Raw genomic sequence first — 20704 nt, forward strand, 5'->3', positions numbered from 1 at the left:
AGGAAGAGATGAGCCAGTTGCCGGAAAAAATGCGCGCGGTCGTTTGCCATGGCCCGCAGGATTATCGTTTCGAACAGGTGCCCACGCCGCTGCCGAAGGCACGCGAGCTGGTGATCAAGGTGGAAGGCTGCGGCATCTGCGCCGGCGACTGCAAATGCAAGAACGGCGCGCAGATGTTTTGGGGGGAGAACCCGTGGGTCAAACCGCCGGTGGTGCCGGGGCATGAGTTCTACGGCCGCATCGCCGCGCTGGGCGAGGGCGCGGAAGGCAAATACCGGCTCGGCGAGCGGGTGATCGCCGAGCAGATCGTGCCGTGCTGGGAGTGCCGCTACTGCAAATCCGGCAGCTACTGGATGTGTGAGACGCATAACATTTACGGCTTCCAGAAAGACGTGGCGGAGGGCGGCATGGCGGAGTACATGCGTTTTTCCGAGAACGCCATCGTGCACAAGATCCCGGAAAGCCTGAGCCATGAAGACGCGGTATTGATTGAGCCGATGGCCTGCGCCATTCACACCGTGGCGCGCGGCGACATCCAGCTGGACGACGTGGTGGTGTTGGCCGGCGCCGGGCCGCTGGGGCTGTGCATGGTGCAGGTGGCGCGCCTGAAAACGCCGAAGAAACTGATCGTGATCGACGCGATCGACGAGCGGCTGGCGCTGGCGAAGGAATTTGGCGCCGACGTGGTGATCAACCCGCTGAAGGAAGACGCCGACCAGATCGTCAAATCGCTGACCGGCGGCTACGGCTGCGACGTGTACATCGAGGCCACCGGCGCGCCGATCGGCGTCACCCAGGGGCTGCAGATGATCCGCAAGCTGGGCCGCTTCGTGGAGTTCAGCGTGTTCGGCAAGGAAACCACCGTCGATTGGTCCATCATCGGCGATCGCAAGGAGCTGGACATTCGCGGCGCGCACCTGGCGCCCTACAGCTATGAAATCGCCATCGATCTGTTCGAACGCGGGCTGGTGACTTCCAACGGCGTGGTCACCCACAGCTATTCATTGAACGACTGGGACGAAGCCTTCGCCCTGGCGGACTCGACCGACTCCATCAAGGTGATCCTGGTTCCCTGACCCTCCCGCCGTACCGCTGTTGCAGTCACGACCGCCGGCCCATCCGCAACGGGGGGGCCGCCCGGTCGGCCAAACGTAAAGACATGCTGTTGCTCTGATAACCACAACAAGAAGCTTCCCTACAGGAGAATTGGCTATGTTTTCATTATTCAAAAAGACCCTGCCTTTTATCGTCGCCGGTGGAATGTTGGCGGCCAGCCATGTGGCGCTGGCCAAGCAAATCACTATCGGCATGTCGTTCCAGGAAATGAACAACGACTACTTCGTCACCATGAAGCAGGCGCTGGATCAGGCGGCGGCGGATATCAGCGCCAAGGTGTACGTGGCCGATGCGCGCCATGACGTCGCCAAACAGATCGGCGACGTGGAAGACATGCTGCAGAAGAAGGTGGATATCCTGCTGATCAACCCGACCGACTCGGTGGGGGTACAGTCGGCGGTGATCTCCGCCCATAAGGCCGGCGCGGTGGTGGTGGCGATCGACGCCCAGGCCGAAGGGCCGCTCGATTCGTTCGTCGGCTCGGAAAACTACGACGCCGGCTTCCAGGCTGGCGAGTACTTGGCGAAAGCGCTGGGCGGCAAAGGCAAGGTGGCGATCCTCGACGGCATCCCGGTGGTGCCGATCCTGGAGCGCGTGCGCGGCTTTGAAGCGGCGATGAAGAAATACCCCGACATCAAGATCGTCACCAAGCAAAACGGCAAGCAGGAGCGTGACACCGCGCTGACCGTGACCGAAAACATGCTGCAGTCGGCGCCGGATCTGGCGGGCATCTTCAGCGTCAACGACGTCGGCGCGCTCGGCGCCCTGGCGGCGATCGAAAGCAACGGCGCCAAGGTCAAGCTGGTGAGCGTCGATGGCCAGCCGGAAGCCATCAAAGAGATCCTCAAGCCGAATTCGCCGTTCATCGCCACCTCGGCGCAGTTCCCGCGCGACCAGCTGCGCATCGCGCTCGGCATTGCGCTGGCCCGCTACTGGGGCGCCACGGTGCCGAAAACCGTGCCGGTCAAAGTGAAGCTGATCGACCGCAGCAATGCGGCCGGCTTTAGCTGGTAACAGCGGCCGGGTTCGCCCCGCTGCGGCGGGGCGTTCGGCGCGGAGGGCAATGCGGTGACACCTTTACTGGAACTGAAGCGAATAAAAAAGAGCTTTCCCGGCGTGAAGGCGCTGGACGGCATCGATCTGGCCATTCAACGCGGCGAGGTGCACGCCCTGCTGGGCGAAAACGGCGCCGGCAAATCGACGCTGGTGAAAATCATGTGCGGTATCTATCAGCCGGACGAGGGCGATATTTTTATCGACGGCGAGCAGCGCCGCTTTAACAACTATCGCCAGGCGATCGAGGCCGGGGTCGGCATTATTTTTCAGGAATTCTCGTTGATTCCCTACATGAGCGCCATCGACAACATCTTCCTCAACCGGGAGATCAGGAACCGCTGGGGCCTGCTGGATCGGCGTGCGATGCGGCGCAAGGCCGAGGCGATTTTCAAGCGGCTGACGGTGGCTATCGATCTCGATTGCCCGGTGGAGCAGCTGAGCGTGGCGCAGCAGCAGTTCGTTGAGATCGCCAAGGCGCTGTCGCTGGAGGCGCGGGTGCTGGTGTTGGATGAGCCGACCGCCACGCTGACGCCGGGCGAGGCCGAGCACCTGTTCAGCGTGATGAACGATCTGCGGCTGCTGGGCGTCGGCATGGTGTTTATCTCGCACCACCTGGACGAGATCTTCACCATCTGCGATCGCATCACCGTGCTGCGCGACGGCACCTACATCGAAACGCTGGCCACCGGCGACACCAACGTGGAAGAGCTGGTGCGGCTGATGGTCGGGCGCAAAATCGAAAACGCCTTCCCGGTGAAACAGCACCCGGTCGATACCGCGACGGTGCTGCTGGAGGCGGAGATCCAGCGCGAGAAGCACGGCACGACGGACCGTTTCCGGCTGCACAAGGGCGAGATCCTCGGCTTCGCCGGGCTGGTAGGCTCCGGGCGCACCGAGACCGTCTCCGCGCTGATCGGCGCCAGCCGCTGCCACCGCAAACGCGTCAGCCTCGGCGGCCAACCGGCGGCGCTGCGCTCTCCGGCGCAGGCGCTGGCGCAGGGTATCGGCCTGCTGCCGGAGAGCCGCAAAACCGAGGGCCTGGTGCTGCCGTTCTCGGTGGCGCAGAACATCACCCTCAACCGGCACCACCGGCGCGGCAAGATCTTCGTCAGCGCCCGCAAGGATCGCGACGTGGTGCAGCGGCTGATTCGCGCCGTGGGGGTGAAAACCCCGGACGCCGAGACCGCCGTCAGCACCCTGAGCGGCGGCAACCAGCAGAAGGTGGTGATCGCCCGCTGGCTCAACAACGACTGCAACATCCTGATCTTCGACGAGCCGACGCGCGGCATCGACGTGGGCGCCAAGGCCGAGATCTACCAGCTGATGCAGCAACTGACCCAGCAGGGCATCTCCATCATCATGATTTCTTCCGAACTGCCGGAGATCATCGGCGTGTGCGACCGCGTGCTGGTGTTTCGCGGCGGCCACATCGTTGCCGAGCTGACCGGCGACGACATCGAATCCAACCACATCATGCTTCACGCGACCGGGAGTGCCTTATGATCGGAATTGAACAACCCGCCGTGGCGCGCCGCGCCGCCGGCCCCAGCCTCGGCAAGCGCTGGGAAAAACTGCTGCATCACCCGGCGGTCTTGCCGTTTATCGGCTTCGTAATTTTGTTCGTATTGATGAGCCTGCTGAACGACAGCTTCCTCAGCGTCAACAACCTGACCAACGTGGCGCGCCAGGTGTCGATCAATGCCATCATCGCGGTGGGCATGACCTGCGCCATCCTGACCGGCGGCATCGATCTCTCGGTGGGGCCGGTGATGGCGCTGGCCGGCTCGGTCGCCGCCGGGCTGATGCTGGCAGCGGTGCCGATCCCGCTGGCGATGGTGGCGGCGCTGGCGGTCGGCGCGCTGTTCGGCCTGGCCAACGGCGCCTGCATCGCCTACCTGCGCATGCCGCCGATCATCGTCACCCTGGCGTCGATGGGCATCGCCCGCGGCCTGGCGCTGCTCTATACCGGCGGCTACCCGATCTCCGGCCTGCCCGACGTCTTCTCCTTCTTCGGCCGCGGCACGGTGCTGGGCATTCAGGTGCCGATCCTGATCATGCTCGGCGTGTATGTGCTGGCCTGGCTGATGCTCAACCAGCTGCCGTTCGGCCGCTACGTCTACGCAATGGGCGGCAACGAAGAGGCGGCGCGCCTGAGCGGCATCCGCGTGCCGCGCTACAAGATGCTGGTGTACGTGATCAGCGGCCTGACCGCCGCGCTGGCCGGGCTGGTGCTGACCTCGCGCCTGATGAGCGGGCAGCCCAACGCCGGCGAAGGCTTCGAGCTGGATGCCATCGCCGCGGTGGTGCTGGGCGGGGCGGCGATCTCCGGCGGGCGCGGCGCCATCGTCGGCACGCTGGTGGGGGCGATGATGCTCGGGGTGCTCAACAACGGCCTCAATCTGATGAACGTGTCGCCATATATCCAGAACGTGGTGAAGGGCGGCATCATCCTGGCCGCCATCTACCTCAGCTCCGTGCGGCGCAAATAGGAGGCGCGATGTCAGTCTTTCTTGGCATAGACGTCGGCGGCACGGTGATCAAGGCCGGGCTGTACCGGGCAAGTGGTGAAGAGTTGGCGATCGCCGAGCGCGACGGCGCGGCGATTGCCGCCCAGCCGGGCTTCAGCGAACGCAATATGGACGCGCTGTGGGATGACGTCTGCGCGGCGATCCGCCAGACGCTGCACGCGGCGGGGCTGGAGGCCGGGCAGGTGCGCGGCGTCAGCTTCTCGGCGCACGGCAAAGGGCTGTACGCCATCGATCGCCACGGCAAACCGGTCGGCAACGGCATCCTCTCTTCGGACAACCGCGCGGCGGCAACAGTGGCTGAGCTGCGCCGCGCCGGCGTGGACGCGCAGACCTACCCGCGCAGCCTGCAGCCGCTGTGGCCCAGCCACCCGGCGCTGCTGCTGCGCTGGCTGAAGCAGCGGCAACCGGCGCAGTATGCCGCTGTCGATCGCATCCTGATGGCGCACGACTACCTGCGCTTTCGCCTCACCGGCGAGGCGGCGGCCGAGGTGACCAACATCTCCGGCAGCAACCTGTTCAATCAGCACAGCGGCGCTTACGATCCGGCGCTGATGGCGGCCTTCGGCATCGAAGAGGCGCAGGAGAAGGCCGCGCCAACGATCGGCTCGGCGCAGCTGGCCGGGCGGGTGACGGCCGCTGCGGCGGCGCAGTGTGGCCTGCGCGCGGGCACTGCGGTGTACGGCGGCCTGTTCGACGTGGTGGGCGCGGCGCTCAGCTCCGGCGTGGCCGACGCTCGCACGCTCAGCGCGGTGGCGGGCACCTGGTCGATCGCCACCTGCGTGACCGAGCGCATCATTCCCGCCGATTACCCCTATGCCTGGGGGCGCTACTGCATCGACGGCCGCTATTTCGTGCACGAAGGCAGCCCGACCTCGGCCGGCAACCTGGCCTGGTTTCTGCGCCAGTTCTGCGCCGACGACCGGCAGCGCTACGCCCAGTTCAACGCCTGGGTGGCGGAGCGCCGCGAGCAGCCGAGCGGGCTGCTGTTCCTGCCTTATCTGTACGGTTCCAACCTCGGCGGCAACACGCCGGGCGGGCTGATCGGCTTGAGCGCCCACCACGAGATGGCGGACGTGGTGCAGGCGATCTACCAGGGCATCGTGTTCTCGCACCTGATCCATCAGGAGCGCATGGTGCAGCTGAATCCGCGCATCGAGCGGGTGCGCATGACCGGCGGGCCGACGCAGTCCGAGGTCTGGATGCAGATGTACGCCGACGCCGGCAACCTGCCGCTCGAGGTGGTGGAAACGCGCCAAAGCGGCTGCCGTGCCGCCGCCCTGTGCGCCGCCGTCGGCGCCGGGGAGTACGCCGGGTTCGCCGAAGCGATCGCCGCCGCGCCGCCCAAGCTGCGCTGTTATTATCCCGCGACCGCCGCCCACCGGCGCCTGCGCGCCCAGCAGGCACGCTATCTGGCGGTCGCCCAGGCTTTGAGTGAGGTGACTGATGCAAACGACTAACGCCGCCTGTCTGGGGCTGTATGAAAAGGCGCTGCCCGCCGATCTGAGCTGGCCGCAGCGGCTGGCCACCGCCGCCGAGCTGGGCTTTGAGTTCGTGGAGATGTCTATAGACGAGCAGCCGGCGCGCCAGCAGCGGCTGGACTGGGATCGCCGCCAGCGGCTGGCGTTTATCCAGGCGCGGCTCGACAGCGGGGTGACGGTGCCGAGCCTGTGCCTGTCGGCGCACCGGCGCGATCCGTTCGGCAGCGCCGACGCCGCCACCCGCGAACGGGCGCGGGTGCTGATGAGCAAGGCGCTGGAACTGGCGACGGATCTCGGCATCCGCAACATCCAGCTGGCGGGCTACGACGTCTATTACGAACCGGCCGATCGCCACAGCCGCGAGCGCTTTATCGAGGGCATGCAGTGGGCGGCGGCGCAGGCCGCCAGGGCGCAGGTGATGCTGTCGGTGGAGGTGATGGACACGCCGTTCATCAACAGCATCAGCAAATGGCGCGACATCGCCCGCCACGTCAACAGCCCGTGGTTCACGGTGTATCCCGATCTCGGCAACCTCAGCGCCTGGGGCAACGACGTCGCCGCCGAGCTGGCGCTGGGCATCGGCAGCATCACCGCCGTGCACCTAAAAGACACCGTCGCAGTGGGGCCGGGCAGCGCCGGGCAGTTCCGCGACGTGCCGTTCGGCGAGGGCTGCGTGGATTTCGCCCACGCCTTTTCCGTGCTCAACGCGCTCGGCTATCGCGGCCCCTACCTGCTGGAGATGTGGGCGCGCGAAGACGGGCAGGACAAGCAACGCATCGCCCAGGCCAAGGCCTGGATCGAACAACAGATGAATGAGGGAGGCATCGCATGCTGAACGAACTCAAGCGGCAGGTGCTGGCCGCCAACCTCAGCCTGCCGGCATACGGGCTGGTGACCTTTACCTGGGGCAACGTCTCGGCGATCGACCGCCAGAGCGGGCTGGTGGTGATCAAGCCTTCGGGCATCGCCTACGAGGCGATGACGCTGGAGGATCTGGTGGTGGTGGATCTGGAGGGCAAGGTGCGCGAAGGGCACCGCAAACCTTCATCCGACACCGCCACCCACCTGGCGCTGTACCGCGCCTTCGCCGATATCGGCGGCGTGGTGCACACCCACAGCCGCAACGCCACCATCTGGGCGCAGGCCGGACAGCCGATCCCGGCGCTGGGCACCACCCACGCCGACTACTTTTACGGCGACATTCCCTGCACCCGGCCGATGAGCGAGGCGGAGATCGCCGGCGATTACGAGGGGGAAACCGGCAAGGTGATTATCGAGACCTTCAATCAGGCGGGGCGCGATCCGCAGCAGGTACCGGGAGTGCTGGTCTATTCCCACGGCCCGTTCGCCTGGGGCAAGGACGCGGCGGATGCGGTGCACAACGCGGTGGTGCTGGAAGAGGTGGCGATCATGGCGATGGCGACGCGCCAGCTGGCGCCGGCCATCGCCCCGATGCAGCCGGAGCTATTGGACAAACATTTCCTGCGCAAGCACGGTAAACACGCCTACTACGGGCAATAGCGCCCGTCAGCGATTCAACAGCGAGCCGGTGAAGAATTCTCTGCGCACCGGCAACTCGCCGCGCGGGCTGTGAATGGCGCTGAACAGCAGCTCCGCGGCGATCTCCCCCAGTTTCTGCGTATCGTGATACACCCCCGGAATGTGCAGGCCGTAAGCGCCGGCGCGCGGCGGCTCGTCTATCGAGAAGAACTTCACCTGCTGATAAAGCCCCATCTCGTGGCAAATGGCGATGGCGCCCAGCGTGATGATGCCGTTCAGGCCGATGATGTAATCCGGGCGGTTCTCCGGTTGCGCCAGATAGGCGCGCACTTCGCTCTCTTGCGAGGTGAAATCATAGTCGCCGTTGATGATATGAATCTCACGGCCGCTGCCCTGCAGCGCCGCGACGATGCCGGCAGTGCGCGTTAAGGTGATCTCCGAATCCGCCGGGCCGCCGATAATCAGCAGCTTCTGCTCCGGCTGCTCCGCCAGATAACGCCCGGCCAAAACGCCAATCTCGCGGTTATCGAGGAACACGCCGCTCAGCTGCTGATCGTAAAGATCGCGGTCGATAAGGATCAGCGGCACGCCGTACACCTCGGCCAGCTCGAGATAGGCGGGGCGGTAGCGCTTGTCGTCGCGCACCGCCGACAGCAAGATGCCGCGCGCCTTGTAGCCGAACAGCGCCTGAATGGCGCGCATTTCCGCCTCTTCGCTGCCGTCGGTGTCGAACAGCATGATCTGGTAGCCCTGCTGACGCGCAATGCGCGACACGGTCTTGATCAGGCCGGAATAGAACGGGTTGTACATGCTGCTGGTGACGATGCCGATAATCTGGCTGCTGCTGCTTTTCAGCCCCTGCGCGAACGCGTTGGGTACATAGTTCAGCTCTTTGGCGATGGCGTGAATGCGCTCGCGGGTTTCCGGCTTGACCAGCTCGGGCTTATTGAAGGCGCGGGAAACGGTGATATTGGTCACCCTGGCGCGGCGGGCGATATCCACGATAGTGGCATTGGGATTGGCTTTCGACACCGTCTTTCCTTGCGTTATGCCTCAACAGATCCCTTATTGTAGGGAAAGGGCGGGGCCGGTGCTAGGGGGGAGTTGGGGGGGGGAGTAAAAATGGAACATAGTTAATAATGTAATTTGTGTATTAGTTTTCAATTAAATCATTTGATGTGGTTTTATTGCTATTGACGAATGGTTCGATAAGTTTATTTCAGTTACTGGTAGGTTTGTCATTGTATATCCCTATCAGACACTAAACTACAGCCGCATTTTTCGTGGGGGATAGTAATACGTGGCTTAGTAATTTATCTGAAATATTATTTTCATAGGAAGGAAAAGGTTCCTTATATCACTATATACGATGAGCGAGAGTTTTAATATGTTGCAACTTATTCTCATTTGTAAAATTTGAAGAGCGTAGTTTGTTAAATTTCTATTTAGGTTGAACATTCTTTGGAGGTATTCTGGGTAATTGAAATCTGAGCCTGTCAGGGTCGTTGAGACAACCCTGTGCTAGAAAATAACTCTGTGGTTCCCTATGGTCTCATTGTGGTTGGTGATTTATTAAATCAATTTCAATAATATAAATAAAAGCCTATCTTATGCTACCATCATTCATAATCCATTTTTTCTTTCCGGATTGGAAATCTTCAACAATAGCTTTAATTTGCTTGGAGAAGTCTATTATTGAAGTGCTTTCTATGGGTTTGTTGTAAATATAACTGCAATTATAGTTGTTAATTTTTATTCGTACTTTCTGATCGACGCTCTCTAACCAACCATCTTTGAGTTCTTCTGTGAGTGTCCCTGTTCCATATTCTAAACTGGAATTCTTACTAAGGATTAGTTGAGGTATGTCATAAATTGTATATTTAAAATTATTATGGATGTCATTGATAATAACTTCATTGTTCAAATTTTTCTTAAACAACTCAGAGAAATCATCTTCTGTGTATTCGTTCTGAGATTGAAACCATGCAGAATCAACATTGACATTAAATTCGGTAATTTTCGGCAGTGTATGAGCTACTATGTTAAAATGAATTGTTTTTAATAATGGTTCACCATCTTCATTAACCCAATCGGATTCTTGCTGTCCGCGAATTATGAGTAATTGAATGTTGTGTTGTTCGGCTTTTATCTTTGCGCCATTCTGATAACCTGTTCGCGTAGCGTAAATTAATTTAAGGCCCGGTATATCTGATGTTTTACCAATAAATGCATCTATTTTCTCAATAGATATAGGGGTTGAGTAGTCTTTGCACTCAATGACGGAGCGATAGATACTGCCTCCTATTTCGAACTCCCAATAAATGTCAAACTCTCGCTCAATGCCCGAACGATCTTTAATTTTCTTGTTTTTCTCGATGTTAATGTTACTTAGACTCGAAATGTTCTCTGCTGCGAACAATGAACGTTGAATATCTCGCACTAGCTCTTCATATTCCTTTCCTGAGTTATACATGTTGATTTTTCTCATAAATTAATTGCATCTGAAATGATGGTGTTATTATTCCATAATCATGGTTCATTAGTAAAGTGAGCGTCTGTCTCATTTTGGTTGCAACTTTTACTCATAGTCAATTTGCATCATGCCAGTAGATGATTTTGTTCGGATTCCCTACTGCAGAAGGGCCTAGCATCGGTAAAATATATGTTATGCCGAAACAGTGTCTATACGCTCAAAGATTCTAACTTCCGCTTCTCGCTAATAGTTGCCCATCAACTAATACTGTCTTCAAAGTGATAAACCAGAGTCAGCAGCGGTGGGCGAGAATGACCTGATAATCAACCCAGATGTGTAGTCCCACGCTTTGCTCTCGATACAGCACAGCTAACCCTATCAACTCCTTTTCATTTACCGCTAAGATATCGCTCATCTAACCCAACTTTTGGCAAAGATAACCCACTGTCACCCCCCAACCCCTCGCCACAACCCCGGCAACAACCCCAGCGTCTCATCAATCAGCGCCCGTCGGTCATTGCCCGGTTTCCAGATAGTCACCATGGTTTGGCTGATCCCCTGGCTACCCACTTCGGTGCGCAGCGTGTTGACGTTTTTCCACTGTTCCGCATGCATGTGCGTCGGCAAGAATCCCCAGCCGCAGCCCTGTTCGAGCAGGGCGCGCAGCATCTCCAGCTCGTTGGTGAAAATGGTATGCCCTGAAATTTGCAGGCGGCGCGCCACGGGTTCGTCAGAATCCGGGTGCATGATCACTTGCGGCGTGAGCGAAAGTTCCAGCAGCGAGAGCGGCTGTTCCGCGCTGGGGAAAAGCGCTTTGGCGGCGTAGAAATCCATCTCTATCGCCCCTAAGGCGCGCCACTCCATGGCGTCGCCCACGCTGCGATGGCGCGCCTGGCAGATGCCCAGATCGGCCTGGCCGTTTGCCAGCAGGCTTTCCGCTTCTTCGCGCGAGGCATTAATCAGGCTCAGGCGCGTATTGCGCTGGGCCATGGCGGCTATCAGCGCTTGCAGCAGCGCGCGGGGCGTGAAGGGATCGTAGACCAGTGAGATTTCCTGCACCGCGCTCTTGGGCACGTCTTTGGCAAACGCCTCAAACGCTTTCACCTGGCGCATCAGCAGGTGCGCCTGGCGTTGCAGCTGTTCGCCCTCCGGCGTCAGGTGCAGGCTGCGTCCCTCGCGCAGGAACAGCGCATAGCCCAAGCCATCCTCGAGAAAATCAATCAAATCGCGCAGCGTCGTGCGGTCTTTGCCCAGCTTGAGCGCGGCTTTCGCCAGGCTGCCGTGCTCGGCCACGGCGGTGAAGGCTTCCAGTTGGGCAAAGGAATAAATCAGGCTCGGCACGCGGTTCCCCCGTCGATTTTTCGGGGGATTTTCCCCCATCAGGCGTTTTTTATTATAGGCCGCGTTTTTTTAAGCTGAACGCCTTCCTGAGCTAAGCGAGAAAAAATATGAAAAGCAAAGTGTTTAACCGCAGCCTGCTGGCGGGCGTTGTCATCAGTCTCTGCAGCGGCCTGTTGGCGCCCGCCGCGCTGGCCGCCTGTGCGGGCACCGAACTCAGCGTCTGTCCCGCGCCTTTCGATGCGCAATTGCCGGATACGCACAAGATGCTCACCTGGAGCCAGAGCGATCGGGTGGTCGGTTTTCGTAACGACTACCGCAACTATGCCGGGGATGTATTTCACCACGGTAATGCCACGCCGCTGCCGGCGGCCGCTAAACCGTTAAAGGACGCCAGTTATCGGGTGAATGGCAAAACCTACAGCCTGCAGGACTATCTGCAGCGCCAGAACGTCAGCGGCATGCTGGTATTGAAAGACGGCAAAATCGCCTGGAAATATCTTGGGGAGGGCAATACCGACGCCACGCTGTGGACGTCGCGCTCGGTGGGCAAATCCGTGGTCGCCACGCTGGTGGGCGTGGCGATTAAACAGGGCAAAATCCGCTCGCTCGACGATCTCATCACGCAATACGAACCCGATCTGAAAGGCACCGCGTGGGACGGCGTGACCCTCAGGCAGCTGATCACCCACACCTCCGGCGTGGCGTGGAATGAGGATTACACCAACCCGAAATCGGACTTCGCGCAGCTGACCGAGTGTGAAGCCAGGCCCGGCACCTACGCCTGCGTGCGCAAGCTGGTGGCCGGCTTGCAGCGTGCGCACCCTGCCGGGCAGAACTGGTCTTACTCCTCCGGCGGCGCGTGGCTGCTGGGCGACGTGCTGGAGCGCGCCACCGGCATGCCGCTGGCGGCCTATCTGCAGCAAAGCATCTGGCAGCCGTACGGCATGGCGAGCGACGGCGTGTGGCATGCCTACGCCAAAGGCCAGCACGACGTGGGCGCGCACGGCTTCAACGCCACGCTGGAAGATTGGGGGCGCTTCGGCGAGTTCATTCTGCATAATGGGACGTTGCCGAACGGCAAACAGATCTTGCCGGAAGATTGGGTAGCCCAGTCGTCCAATTGGACTCAGGCGGTGGGCTCGGTGTCGGCGGCGCATCCCAACGGCATTTACGGATTCCAATGGTGGAACAACGAAGTGCCGGTGAATGCGACCAACGTTGAGCCTGTTCCGCAGGCCTCCCTCAAGCATTCCCTGTGGGCGCTGGGGATCTTCGGCCAGATGATTATGGTCAATCAGGCGGAGAATCTGGTGATCGTCCAGTGGTCCACCTGGCCGCAGGCGGAGCCTTCTTTCAGCGCGCAACCGCTGGAGGCGTCGCTGATGTTTAGCGCGATAGCGAAGGAACTGCGTTAACTCTATGTAGCAAGCAGGGGCGGTTGCCATTCCGCCCCTGTTATAAATGTGCCCGTGCATATAACAGCGCGGAAACGGCGATCTGGGCTATGCTTTTCACCACATCCACTTTGCGCCAAACGGGCGTGACAAAAGTGCGACATGTCAGGCCAGGTTGAAGCTCTATATCGAACGGCTCTTCACAGGAGTGGCTAAATTGAAAATCGATTGGCATAGCGCATTGCTAACACGCGCCACGATCGTGGACAAAAGCTACAAAAATACGCAAAACGTTCGTCGTTTCATGGTTGAGGCGTGCGGAGAAGATTTTCGCTTCGATCGTGAGTTTATGGCATGGATACGCAATGACATGCCAAAGACGTTAGGTGATGTCGTCGATGAGTGGCGGCGCAGGCACTCATAGTCGTTCATAAACCCTAGCCGGTTAGGGGACGGTACGGGCAGCGCCTTATTGTTGGGTACCAGAACGGCCATTCATTTTGCTCAAGTCTTCAAATGGTTCTCTATCATAAAGTCCGGCAAGGTGTGAAATTTCAGGGCGCCTTATTGGAATGAGGCATAGCGATAAAATCCAGAGGGCGGAAGAAGTAAGTACTTGGCCATTAATCCAGAACCAGATATTGACCAGTGGCGGTCGCATGAGCTGATGTTGATTATTTAAACAATAATCAACTTTCTCATGTTTGCATTAATATCAGAAGGCCTACCAACTGTTTTTCCAAGAGAAAAATTCCTTCCGTCGTGATAGATTAAATTCATGAAATATTGTTTTCAAACTTAAACTATTTAAGATTTAATAATGAGGGAGTCATGGGTTTATTCACTTTGGAAGATCAAGAATTCAAAAAGGTTGCTAAAACCACATTTATGCGCGAATCGATCCTTGAACGCAGGGATATTCAGTCAGCAATAGCCAAGAATATGAGCGATTTTTTGCCCGATTGCCTGGTAATCCAGGAAGAGTTTAACAATTGGGAAAATAGTCAACGTAGAATTGATTTACTCTGTATCGACAAGGCATTTAATCTGGTTGTCGTTGAGCTGAAGCGGGATGAACAAGGTGCGCATATGGAGCTTCAGGCGGTAAGGTATGCCGCCATGGTTTCACAAATGACGTTTAATGATGCTGCGGAGTGCTACCAAAAACATCTTGATAAAGAAGGTGTTGCTAAGAACGCAGAGCAGGAGATACTCAAGTTTTGTGAGCGAGACGAAAGTGAGATTGCTGACTTCAATACTCAGGTAAGGATCGTTCTGATCTCGGCTGATTTCTCTACGGAAGTGACTAATACGGTACTTTGGCTGAACAACAACGGGTTAAATGTCAGCTGTTTCAAGTTAAGCCCTTATCTACACCTTGATAAGATATTGGTCAATTTTGAACAGATAATACCACTGCCCGAAGCAAAAGATTTCTTGGTTAGACAGAAACGAAAAGAAACGGAGGCCAGGGATGCCAAAGAAAAAGGAGAGAGAGATTACTCGAAATTTATCTATAAGGGTGTGGTTTATAATAAAAGAAATCTGGCCTATGAGCTGATGAACGAATGGATTATGGATACTAATCCGTATGGTATGCAGGCGATAGCGTCCGTGTTTGGCGATGATATCCATCGCAGCCTTATTAAAGCTGAACAGGATGTGATTGCGTCACGGCGTAAGCGATTTCATGATGAAACCATTGAGCTTGCCTCCGGTGAGATAGTGCTAGTGACTAATCAATGGAGTATTGGCTCTATTCAAAAGCTGATAAATAAGTTTGCCAGCCTTGGCTATAACATTGAGATGCACCAGCAAGATTGATGCCAGGCGGCCAATCAGATGAGTCTCAGCACGCAAAGCGGAACCTTGCCCCTGTATGTGATGGCATTGTTCCGCTTGATACTCTCTCCGTTGTCCGCAAGCATGCCAGGCACGCCTCTGCATCAGCGCTTTCCCTAACCCCGCCGATCAAACCGATAAACCAGCGCCAACGCCAGCGCCAGGATCAAAAGCGGCGGGGCGAGGGCGGTGAAAGGCGCATTGAGGGCGAACAGCAACCCCAGGTTGAGGACAATCTGATAAGCGATGTAGGTCAACAGCCCGACGATCACGCCGAGCGCTAACCGGCTGCCCATGCCGGGCGCACGCGGGGCGGTGAAGGTAAACGGGATGGCCAGCAAAATCATCGCCAGCACCAGCAGGGGCTGGCCGAGTTTTTTCCACAGCGCCAGGCGGTATTCGGTGCTGGGCTGGCCCGAGCCCTGCAGGTAATCGATATAGCGATCCAGCTGTTGGAGCGAGAAGCTGCCGGCCGGCAGGGTCAGCTCTTTCAGGCTCGGCACGGTGAACAGCGAGCGCCACGGCAGGCTGCTCTGCCGCTCAATCGTCTCCTTGCCGCCTTGCCAACTTTTCTGCATCACGTTGTGCAGCAGCCAGCTGCCGTCGGCGGCGGTGCTGGCGCTTTCGGCGTAAAGGTAAGATTCCAGCGCGCGGTTGGCCTGATAACGGAAGATCTCAATGCCGTGGGGCTGGTCGTTCTCATCGACGGTTTTTACCGTCGCAAACTCGTTGCCGCGCCGCGCCCACAGCGGGTTCACGGTGACGTCGTTATCGTTCGACTGCGCCAGGGCGTTGTTCTTCATTTGCAGCGCGCGTTGCTGCAGCGGCGAGGCGGCCCATTCATCGAGGGCGCCGAGCGAGAGGTTCATCAGCAGCCCGGCGGCGAGCATCACCAGCGCAATGCGGAATATCGACATCCCGGCGGAGCGGATCGCGGTCAGCTCCAGGGTTTTAGACAGCTGCCCCAGCCCGACGATGCCGCCGAGCAGCGCGATAAACGGCCCCAGATCGACCAGGCTGCGCGGCAGGGTCAGCACGGTCACCAGCAGCGCCTGCTGCCAGCGGTAGCCGCCCGGGGTCACGTCCTCCAGCTCGTTGATCAGCGTGAAGGTGGTGAACAGCGGGATGAGCAGCCCGGCCGCGGCGGCGAAGCCGATGAACACGTTGCGGATCAGGTAACGGCTAAAAATAGTCATCGGGAGGGTGTCCGCAGCAGGGATAAGTCGCGCGCCAGCAGCAGGGCGATGCCGACAGCCATCGCCAGCGGCACCAGCCAAACGCCGGGGATCGTCGGCAGAGAGCCGTTGGCCACCAGCGTGCGGCAAATGTTGCCGCCGTAGAAAATCACGGTAAACAGCACCGTCAGGGGCAGCAGCGCGGCGTAGCGTCCCTGTCGCGGCTTGATGCGGCTAAAGGGGATCGCCAGCAGCACCATCAGCACGGTGGTCAGCCCGCGGCTTTCGCGCCATTGCAGTTCGGCGGCGTCACCCGGATCGGCGGAGCGCGCCAGCTCCGCCGGCGAGGCCGATTTGTGCCGGCTCTCGGCGCTGGGCACGAACGGTTTAAGCGCGATGTCAAAGTTGTCGTAGTTCTGCCCGTTGTCGTCGGTGCCCTGGCGATCCAGCACATAGGCGGTGCCGGTTTTCAGCCGCACGGCGGGGCTGGCGGGAGAGGCGTCGAGCACCTCCACCGACTGCGCGCGGTACAGGTTGGTGTGATGGCCGCCGCGCACATAAATCAGGGCGTCCGTCAGGTGGTTGGCCGTTTTGTCGACGTGATTGGCGAGGATCATGCGGCCGTTGCCGCTGACGTTGAATTTGTCGGCCTGCAGGTGGCTCACGTCCAGCACCGACTGCGACTCTTGCTGCAGCTGATAAATATTGGCGTACGCCCAGGGCCTGCCATACAGCGACAGCAGCGTGACCGCGATCGCCAGCGGCACGGCCAGTATCAGCACCGCTTTGTACAGCCGCAGCGGGCTGGCGCCGGCGGCCAGCATGGCGGTGATCTCCGCATCGCTGTACAGCTGGCTCAGCGCCACCGCCACCGAGACATACAGCGCGACGGGCAATATCATCTCCAGCGCGATCAGCGATTTATAGAAAACCACCTCGGCCACCACCCGCAGCGCCAGCGTGCCGTTGGCGGCGTCGGTCAGGTAGCGCTGGGCGGAGTAGCTGGCGAACATAAAGATCAGAAACCCGGCGATCATCATCACCAGGCGTCGGATCTCAACCGTGATATAGCGTTCAATCAAAGACATGCGTCATCGGCTCCCGGCGGCGTGCGCGTCATGGCGTCTCCCGGTCGATCAGGGTGCGCAGCAGGGCGATCACCTGGTCAACTTCCTGCGGGGTGAGTGCGCCGTCCTTCGCCCACTGCACGCGCCCGGCCTTATCCAGCACCACGATGGTGGAGCTCTCCTCCGGCAGCCGCCAGGCCATGCGCCCCAGCCCGTCGCTGTCGACGATGAACTGCGCCCAGGGGTAATGCCGCTTGTTTTTCTCGATCTTGCCGCGCACGAAGAAGCCGGAGCCCGGTATCGCGTCGTCGGTGTTGACGATGGTGGTCGGCTGGAAGCGATCGCCCGGCAGGTTAGCGTCCTTGACGGCGTTGATCAGCAACGAGTTCTTCTTTTTGGCGGAGGTGCGCCCGGCGATGTACTGGATCACCCGCACCTTGCCCGCCAGTTTTGCGCTGTTCCACGGCCGGTAGCTGAAATCGCCGTTGCGCAGCAGCAGCTCGCCGCGATCGGCGATGGCTATTGGCGCCACCGGCCGGCCATGCATGAAGTTATGCGCGGATGCCGCCAGCGGCGACAGCAGCAGGGCGAGGGTCAGCAAGCGACGTAACGTCATCATGGCTACGCGCAACGCGCTTATCTGCCCGCCGCGATGGCCGGCTGGGAATACGACAGCGGAAAGCGCGCCAGCAGCAGCTCCAGGCGCTGGCGGATGTCGATATCCAGGATCGCCGGCCTATCATAGATATCGCCGCCGGCCAGCTTGTCCGCCACCATCACGTCGTGTCGGTCGCCCATCAGGCCGTTAATCGCCGCCAGGAAGCGCGAGATCTGCCGGGCCTCGCGGTTGTCGGGATCGATCGATCTCAGCGTGTCGTAAAACGACACCTGGCGGCTGACGATTTTGCGCACGTCGTGGAACTGATGTCCGGTCAGCGCCGGGCTGGCGATCAGCGTCTGCAGCTGGCGCATCTGCTCCTGGCGGTAGGTGATAAAGCCCTGTGCGCTTTCCAGCCGGGTGTGGCGCAGCGCATAGCGCACAGATGACCACACCGGCTTGCTGAGCAGCAGCCGCAGCAGGTTGCCGTACAGCGTCAGGTTCTTCTGGTTGCCGTTGCGAAACGCGTCCTGAAAATGGCCGAGCACCACGGTGGTGATGTGGAACAGGCGGTTAGCGCGATGGGGCGCGCCGTACAGCTGCTGGGCGAAGCGCAGGTGCTTATAGCGGGCGCGGATATATTTGTAGCGCATGCGGGTAGCCGCCGCCAACTGCGGGTCTTGCAGGAAACCGTTCACCAACTGCAGCAGCTCGCGGCGGGAAAAGCCGTCTTCCCAAAACTGCAGGCACAGCGCGTAGTTGTCCCGAATGCTCTCGGGAGAGCATTCCAGATCGATCTGCTGCGGCAGGCTGATATTCGCCTCAACCAGGTCGTCCTCTTCCACCGCGACAAACAGCGCCTGGGTGGTTTCGGCGGAGAACTTCTTCCAATTCGTGTTAGCGGTCATTGATTACTCTCTTTGGGCACATTCAGCCCCAACATAAAGCGATTGCGGTAGGCGCCGATCGTCGGTATCAGGGATAACAGAACGTCTAAACATTGCCCCAGTAAATAAGCGAAGGCGGCGCCCTGCACGCCGAAGGCATACGCCATCGACACCAGCAGCGCAATGTAGGCCGCCGAGGCCGTCGCCTGCGCGATCAGGAAAGCGCGCTGCTTGCCTGCCATAAACAGTAAAGATTCCTGCGGGAAGCCCATCATGGAAACGATGATCGCGCCCAGCATGATTTGAATCAGGTCATAGGCTTCCAGGTATTGCTGCCCGAACACCGCGGAAATAAGCGGTTTGCCCACCAGCAACATCAACACCGCGACGGCCAGGCCGATGCCGCCGGCCAGCAGCGAGGAGCGCAGGCCCAGCAGCCACGGGGTCTTGGTGCGCGGATCCAGGCGCATGATCTCGGGATAGAAGCTTTTCTCCAGCAGCTTGGCCGGGGTGCCCGTCGCATCGAAGAAGGTCATGGCGATCTTGAACAGCCCGGCGGCGGCCGGCCCGAGCACCACGCCCACCAGCACGGTGGTGCAGGAGTTGCGCGCGGCCCAGATGGTATGGGCGATGTTGGTGGTCCAGACGAAGTTCCAGGCGCCCTCGATGCGGCGCGCGACGTTGAACAGGCGCGGCCTCAGCGCGCCGTGGATATCGCGGCGGCGCAGTTCGCGCGCGGTGAACCACCAAAACAGCGTGCCGCCGATCAGGTTAGAGGCGTACCAGGTGACGATAAAGCCGGGGAACCCCAGATCGAAATAATAGGAGATGACGCTGCCCACCGCCTGCAGGAACGGCTTGATCGCCTGCTGGATGGCGATGAGATCGAAACGGTTGAAGGCGCGCAGCACGCCGGTCGGCGTGGACGAGGTCATCGACGGGATCAGGGTGCAGTACAGCATGGCGAGCCAGAAGCTTTCGCTGTCCAGCCCCAGGGCGTGAGACAAGAACGGCAGCATGATCATGCCGCCCAGCACGGCGATGACGCCGCTGGCGATATCCAGCCCGAAGGAGAAGGCGACGACGTCGCGGAAGCGCCCGGTGTTTTGATGCTCCAGCGCCGGGGTGCCGAATTGCACCACAAACTGCCAGGTCTGGAATTTGATGAAATCGCTGACCGCTTTGGTGTAGGCCTGGATCACCACCAGCACGCCGAACATTTCAGGCGACATGCCTTTACCGGCGCAGGAGAGCGCCAGCAGGCCAAGCAGCGCGCTGGCGACGCTGCCGGAGCCTAAGTAGGCGGCATTACGTAAAATGGAGCGAAACGCACCATCGGAAAACCACCGTTTCATAACCCAAACCAGCCGTTATCGTTATTTTTCTGCATCTTGTGTTCCGCTGTCATGCGCTTGCCCTGTATGCGTTTAATAAACCTGAGTTTCTTTGCCGGCGTTTTCGCCGGGTTGCCCGATGTCGCTCTGTGGGCGCTTCGCGGGGTTCACCACGGCGGAAATGGCGTTGAGCGCGTTGCTCAGCACCTCGTCGTAAGGGGCTCTGGCGTCAAGCTCGATGATGCGCGTGCCGTTATATTGCAGGCGCACCATGGCGGAAATCTTGTCTTTCAGCTCTTCATAGCTGTGATCGGGCTTGCGCGAAAACGCCGTATCGACGTCGATATCAAGGCGAATGATCAACTCCGGCCGATAGACGGCCATGCGTTGATATAAACGGCGTTCGCGCGCCGCCAGGCGGCTCAATAGCCAGCCTTTTGCGCGTTCTACGCCGATGCCGGGCCCATCGTAGTAAAAACCTGAAATTTCCGCCTGCGGGTAGCGATCGCTGATCACCAGCACGCCGCTCTGCGCCAGCTGCCGCACCTTGCGCAGGTTGGCAGCGCGCCACAGCGAAAAGCCGTACATGATCAGCGCCGCCCACAGCGCCGGCGGCCTGTTGCTCATGCGCTGGGTTTTATCGGATTTGGCCGCCAGGCGCCGTTCCAGCCACACGCCGATGAACGGCAATTTCTTGATTTTGTCGCCGTCTTCGCCGGAGATCAGCCCCAAATAGCGCCGCTCCGTGGGGCGATGTTGCTGCAGATTTTTCACCAGATCGGCGGTCAGCGTGGACTTGCCCGTGCCGTCGCTGCCCACTACGGCAATCAGCCCGGTGATGCAGGCGGAAGAGGTATCCTGTTCGGCGGTGAGTTTATTTTTTTTCATCTGTTTCGGTACGAAAGGGTTATTTGT

The 20704-nt window shown here is 59.5% G+C and carries 19 protein-coding genes; 10 read left to right on the forward strand and 9 right to left on the reverse strand.

Features of this window, described 5'->3' with window-relative positions; genetic code table 11:
• Positions 1-8: 8 nt before the first annotated feature.
• From FHU12_RS04785 to araD, 7 genes are all read left to right on the forward strand, one after another.
• On the forward strand, positions 9-1076 hold the full coding sequence (locus FHU12_RS04785) for a zinc-binding dehydrogenase (RefSeq protein ID WP_033643780.1): 1068 nt from the start codon (positions 9-11) through the stop codon (positions 1074-1076).
• A gap of 136 nt (positions 1077-1212) precedes the next feature.
• Entirely contained in the window at positions 1213-2130 is a 918-nt protein-coding gene (locus FHU12_RS04790) for an ABC transporter substrate-binding protein (protein ID WP_141967746.1), read from the forward strand.
• Between the two features lie 54 nt (positions 2131-2184).
• Positions 2185-3675 carry a sugar ABC transporter ATP-binding protein gene (locus FHU12_RS04795; RefSeq protein WP_141967748.1) on the forward strand — a complete coding sequence of 497 codons (1491 nt, stop codon included), beginning with the start codon at positions 2185-2187 and terminating at the stop codon, positions 3673-3675.
• Positions 3672-4661 carry an ABC transporter permease gene (locus tag FHU12_RS04800; RefSeq protein ID WP_033655114.1) on the forward strand — a complete coding sequence of 330 codons (990 nt, stop codon included), beginning with the start codon at positions 3672-3674 and terminating at the stop codon, positions 4659-4661. The genes FHU12_RS04795 and FHU12_RS04800 overlap by 4 nt, the downstream gene beginning before the upstream one ends.
• A gap of 8 nt (positions 4662-4669) precedes the next feature.
• Positions 4670-6157: an FGGY-family carbohydrate kinase gene (locus FHU12_RS04805; RefSeq protein WP_141967750.1), complete on the forward strand. Its 1488-nt coding sequence runs from the start codon at positions 4670-4672 to the stop codon at positions 6155-6157.
• Positions 6144-7013 (forward strand): L-ribulose-5-phosphate 3-epimerase, encoded by an 870-nt coding sequence (locus tag FHU12_RS04810; RefSeq protein WP_099784130.1) that lies wholly within the window; start codon positions 6144-6146, stop codon positions 7011-7013. The genes FHU12_RS04805 and FHU12_RS04810 overlap by 14 nt, the downstream gene beginning before the upstream one ends.
• The gene (gene araD, locus FHU12_RS04815) at positions 7007-7699 is read left to right on the forward strand and encodes an L-ribulose-5-phosphate 4-epimerase (protein ID WP_033632583.1); all 693 of its coding nucleotides are present in this window, start codon (positions 7007-7009) and stop codon (positions 7697-7699) included. Before FHU12_RS04810 ends, araD begins: the two co-directional genes overlap by 7 nt.
• A gap of 6 nt (positions 7700-7705) precedes the next feature.
• On the opposite strand, the gene FHU12_RS04820 is transcribed toward araD, so the two are convergent.
• From FHU12_RS04820 to FHU12_RS04830, 3 genes are all read right to left on the reverse strand, one after another.
• A complete protein-coding gene (locus FHU12_RS04820) occupies positions 7706-8710 on the reverse strand; it encodes a LacI family DNA-binding transcriptional regulator (RefSeq protein WP_021505897.1) in 1005 nt (334 codons plus the stop codon).
• A gap of 571 nt (positions 8711-9281) precedes the next feature.
• Positions 9282-10166 carry a restriction endonuclease gene (locus FHU12_RS04825; protein ID WP_227255662.1) on the reverse strand — a complete coding sequence of 295 codons (885 nt, stop codon included), beginning with the start codon at positions 10164-10166 and terminating at the stop codon, positions 9282-9284.
• A 432-nt stretch (positions 10167-10598) separates the two neighbouring features.
• Positions 10599-11492, reverse strand: coding sequence for a LysR family transcriptional regulator (locus FHU12_RS04830; RefSeq protein ID WP_141967752.1), 894 nt, complete (start codon positions 11490-11492; stop codon positions 10599-10601).
• 107 nt (positions 11493-11599) lie between these two features.
• On the opposite strand from FHU12_RS04830, the gene FHU12_RS04835 reads away from it, so the two are divergent.
• From FHU12_RS04835 to FHU12_RS04845, 3 genes are all read left to right on the forward strand, one after another.
• Entirely contained in the window at positions 11600-12907 is a 1308-nt protein-coding gene (locus FHU12_RS04835; protein WP_141967754.1) for a serine hydrolase domain-containing protein, read from the forward strand.
• Between the two features lie 196 nt (positions 12908-13103).
• Positions 13104-13310, forward strand: a complete 207-nt coding sequence (locus tag FHU12_RS04840; RefSeq protein ID WP_141967756.1) for a DUF6434 domain-containing protein — start codon at positions 13104-13106, stop codon at positions 13308-13310.
• A 407-nt stretch (positions 13311-13717) separates the two neighbouring features.
• Complete coding sequence (locus FHU12_RS04845; protein ID WP_141967758.1) at positions 13718-14710, forward strand: PDDEXK family nuclease; 993 nt, start codon at positions 13718-13720, stop codon at positions 14708-14710.
• A 134-nt stretch (positions 14711-14844) separates the two neighbouring features.
• Here FHU12_RS04845 and lptG read toward each other — a convergent pair whose 3' ends face one another.
• From lptG to FHU12_RS04875, 6 genes are all read right to left on the reverse strand, one after another.
• Positions 14845-15924, reverse strand: a complete 1080-nt coding sequence (lptG, locus tag FHU12_RS04850) for an LPS export ABC transporter permease LptG (RefSeq protein ID WP_141967760.1) — start codon at positions 15922-15924, stop codon at positions 14845-14847.
• The gene (gene lptF, locus FHU12_RS04855; protein WP_141967762.1) at positions 15921-16991 is read right to left on the reverse strand and encodes an LPS export ABC transporter permease LptF; all 1071 of its coding nucleotides are present in this window, start codon (positions 16989-16991) and stop codon (positions 15921-15923) included. Before lptF ends, lptG begins: the two co-directional genes overlap by 4 nt.
• A 28-nt stretch (positions 16992-17019) precedes the next feature.
• Complete coding sequence (locus FHU12_RS04860) at positions 17020-17586, reverse strand: YtfJ family protein (protein ID WP_141972848.1); 567 nt, start codon at positions 17584-17586, stop codon at positions 17020-17022.
• A gap of 20 nt (positions 17587-17606) precedes the next feature.
• Positions 17607-18476 (reverse strand): hypothetical protein, encoded by an 870-nt coding sequence (locus FHU12_RS04865; RefSeq protein ID WP_141967764.1) that lies wholly within the window; start codon positions 18474-18476, stop codon positions 17607-17609.
• Complete coding sequence (locus FHU12_RS04870) at positions 18473-19810, reverse strand: lipopolysaccharide biosynthesis protein (RefSeq protein WP_004935553.1); 1338 nt, start codon at positions 19808-19810, stop codon at positions 18473-18475. The genes FHU12_RS04865 and FHU12_RS04870 overlap by 4 nt, the downstream gene beginning before the upstream one ends.
• Positions 19811-19882: 72 nt before the next feature.
• Positions 19883-20677 carry a nucleoside/nucleotide kinase family protein gene (locus FHU12_RS04875; RefSeq protein ID WP_141967766.1) on the reverse strand — a complete coding sequence of 265 codons (795 nt, stop codon included), beginning with the start codon at positions 20675-20677 and terminating at the stop codon, positions 19883-19885.
• Between the last annotated feature and the right edge of the window lie 27 nt (positions 20678-20704).

It is taken from the genome of Serratia marcescens (assembly GCF_006715005.1).
Classification (GTDB): domain Bacteria; phylum Pseudomonadota; class Gammaproteobacteria; order Enterobacterales; family Enterobacteriaceae; genus Serratia; species Serratia montpellierensis.

What these genes read in the sequence shown, in the direction of transcription:
- lptG (WP_141967760.1), bottom strand. Translation starts at nt 15,924, where the DNA reads ATGACTATTTTTAGCCGTTACCTGATCCGCAACGTGTTCATCGGCTTC.
- FHU12_RS04810 (WP_099784130.1), top strand. Translation starts at nt 6,144, where the DNA reads ATGCAAACGACTAACGCCGCCTGTCTGGGGCTGTATGAAAAGGCGCTG.
- FHU12_RS04870 (WP_004935553.1), bottom strand. Translation starts at nt 19,810, where the DNA reads ATGAAACGGTGGTTTTCCGATGGTGCGTTTCGCTCCATTTTACGTAAT.
- FHU12_RS04825 (WP_227255662.1), bottom strand. Translation starts at nt 10,166, where the DNA reads ATGAGAAAAATCAACATGTATAACTCAGGAAAGGAATATGAAGAGCTA.
- FHU12_RS04835 (WP_141967754.1), top strand. Translation starts at nt 11,600, where the DNA reads ATGAAAAGCAAAGTGTTTAACCGCAGCCTGCTGGCGGGCGTTGTCATC.
- FHU12_RS04865 (WP_141967764.1), bottom strand. Translation starts at nt 18,476, where the DNA reads ATGACCGCTAACACGAATTGGAAGAAGTTCTCCGCCGAAACCACCCAG.
- FHU12_RS04790 (WP_141967746.1), top strand. Translation starts at nt 1,213, where the DNA reads ATGTTTTCATTATTCAAAAAGACCCTGCCTTTTATCGTCGCCGGTGGA.
- FHU12_RS04875 (WP_141967766.1), bottom strand. Translation starts at nt 20,677, where the DNA reads ATGAAAAAAAATAAACTCACCGCCGAACAGGATACCTCTTCCGCCTGC.
- FHU12_RS04860 (WP_141972848.1), bottom strand. Translation starts at nt 17,586, where the DNA reads ATGACGTTACGTCGCTTGCTGACCCTCGCCCTGCTGCTGTCGCCGCTG.
- lptF (WP_141967762.1), bottom strand. Translation starts at nt 16,991, where the DNA reads ATGTCTTTGATTGAACGCTATATCACGGTTGAGATCCGACGCCTGGTG.
- FHU12_RS04805 (WP_141967750.1), top strand. Translation starts at nt 4,670, where the DNA reads ATGTCAGTCTTTCTTGGCATAGACGTCGGCGGCACGGTGATCAAGGCC.
- FHU12_RS04785 (WP_033643780.1), top strand. Translation starts at nt 9, where the DNA reads ATGAGCCAGTTGCCGGAAAAAATGCGCGCGGTCGTTTGCCATGGCCCG.
- araD (WP_033632583.1), top strand. Translation starts at nt 7,007, where the DNA reads ATGCTGAACGAACTCAAGCGGCAGGTGCTGGCCGCCAACCTCAGCCTG.
- FHU12_RS04800 (WP_033655114.1), top strand. Translation starts at nt 3,672, where the DNA reads ATGATCGGAATTGAACAACCCGCCGTGGCGCGCCGCGCCGCCGGCCCC.
- FHU12_RS04845 (WP_141967758.1), top strand. Translation starts at nt 13,718, where the DNA reads ATGGGTTTATTCACTTTGGAAGATCAAGAATTCAAAAAGGTTGCTAAA.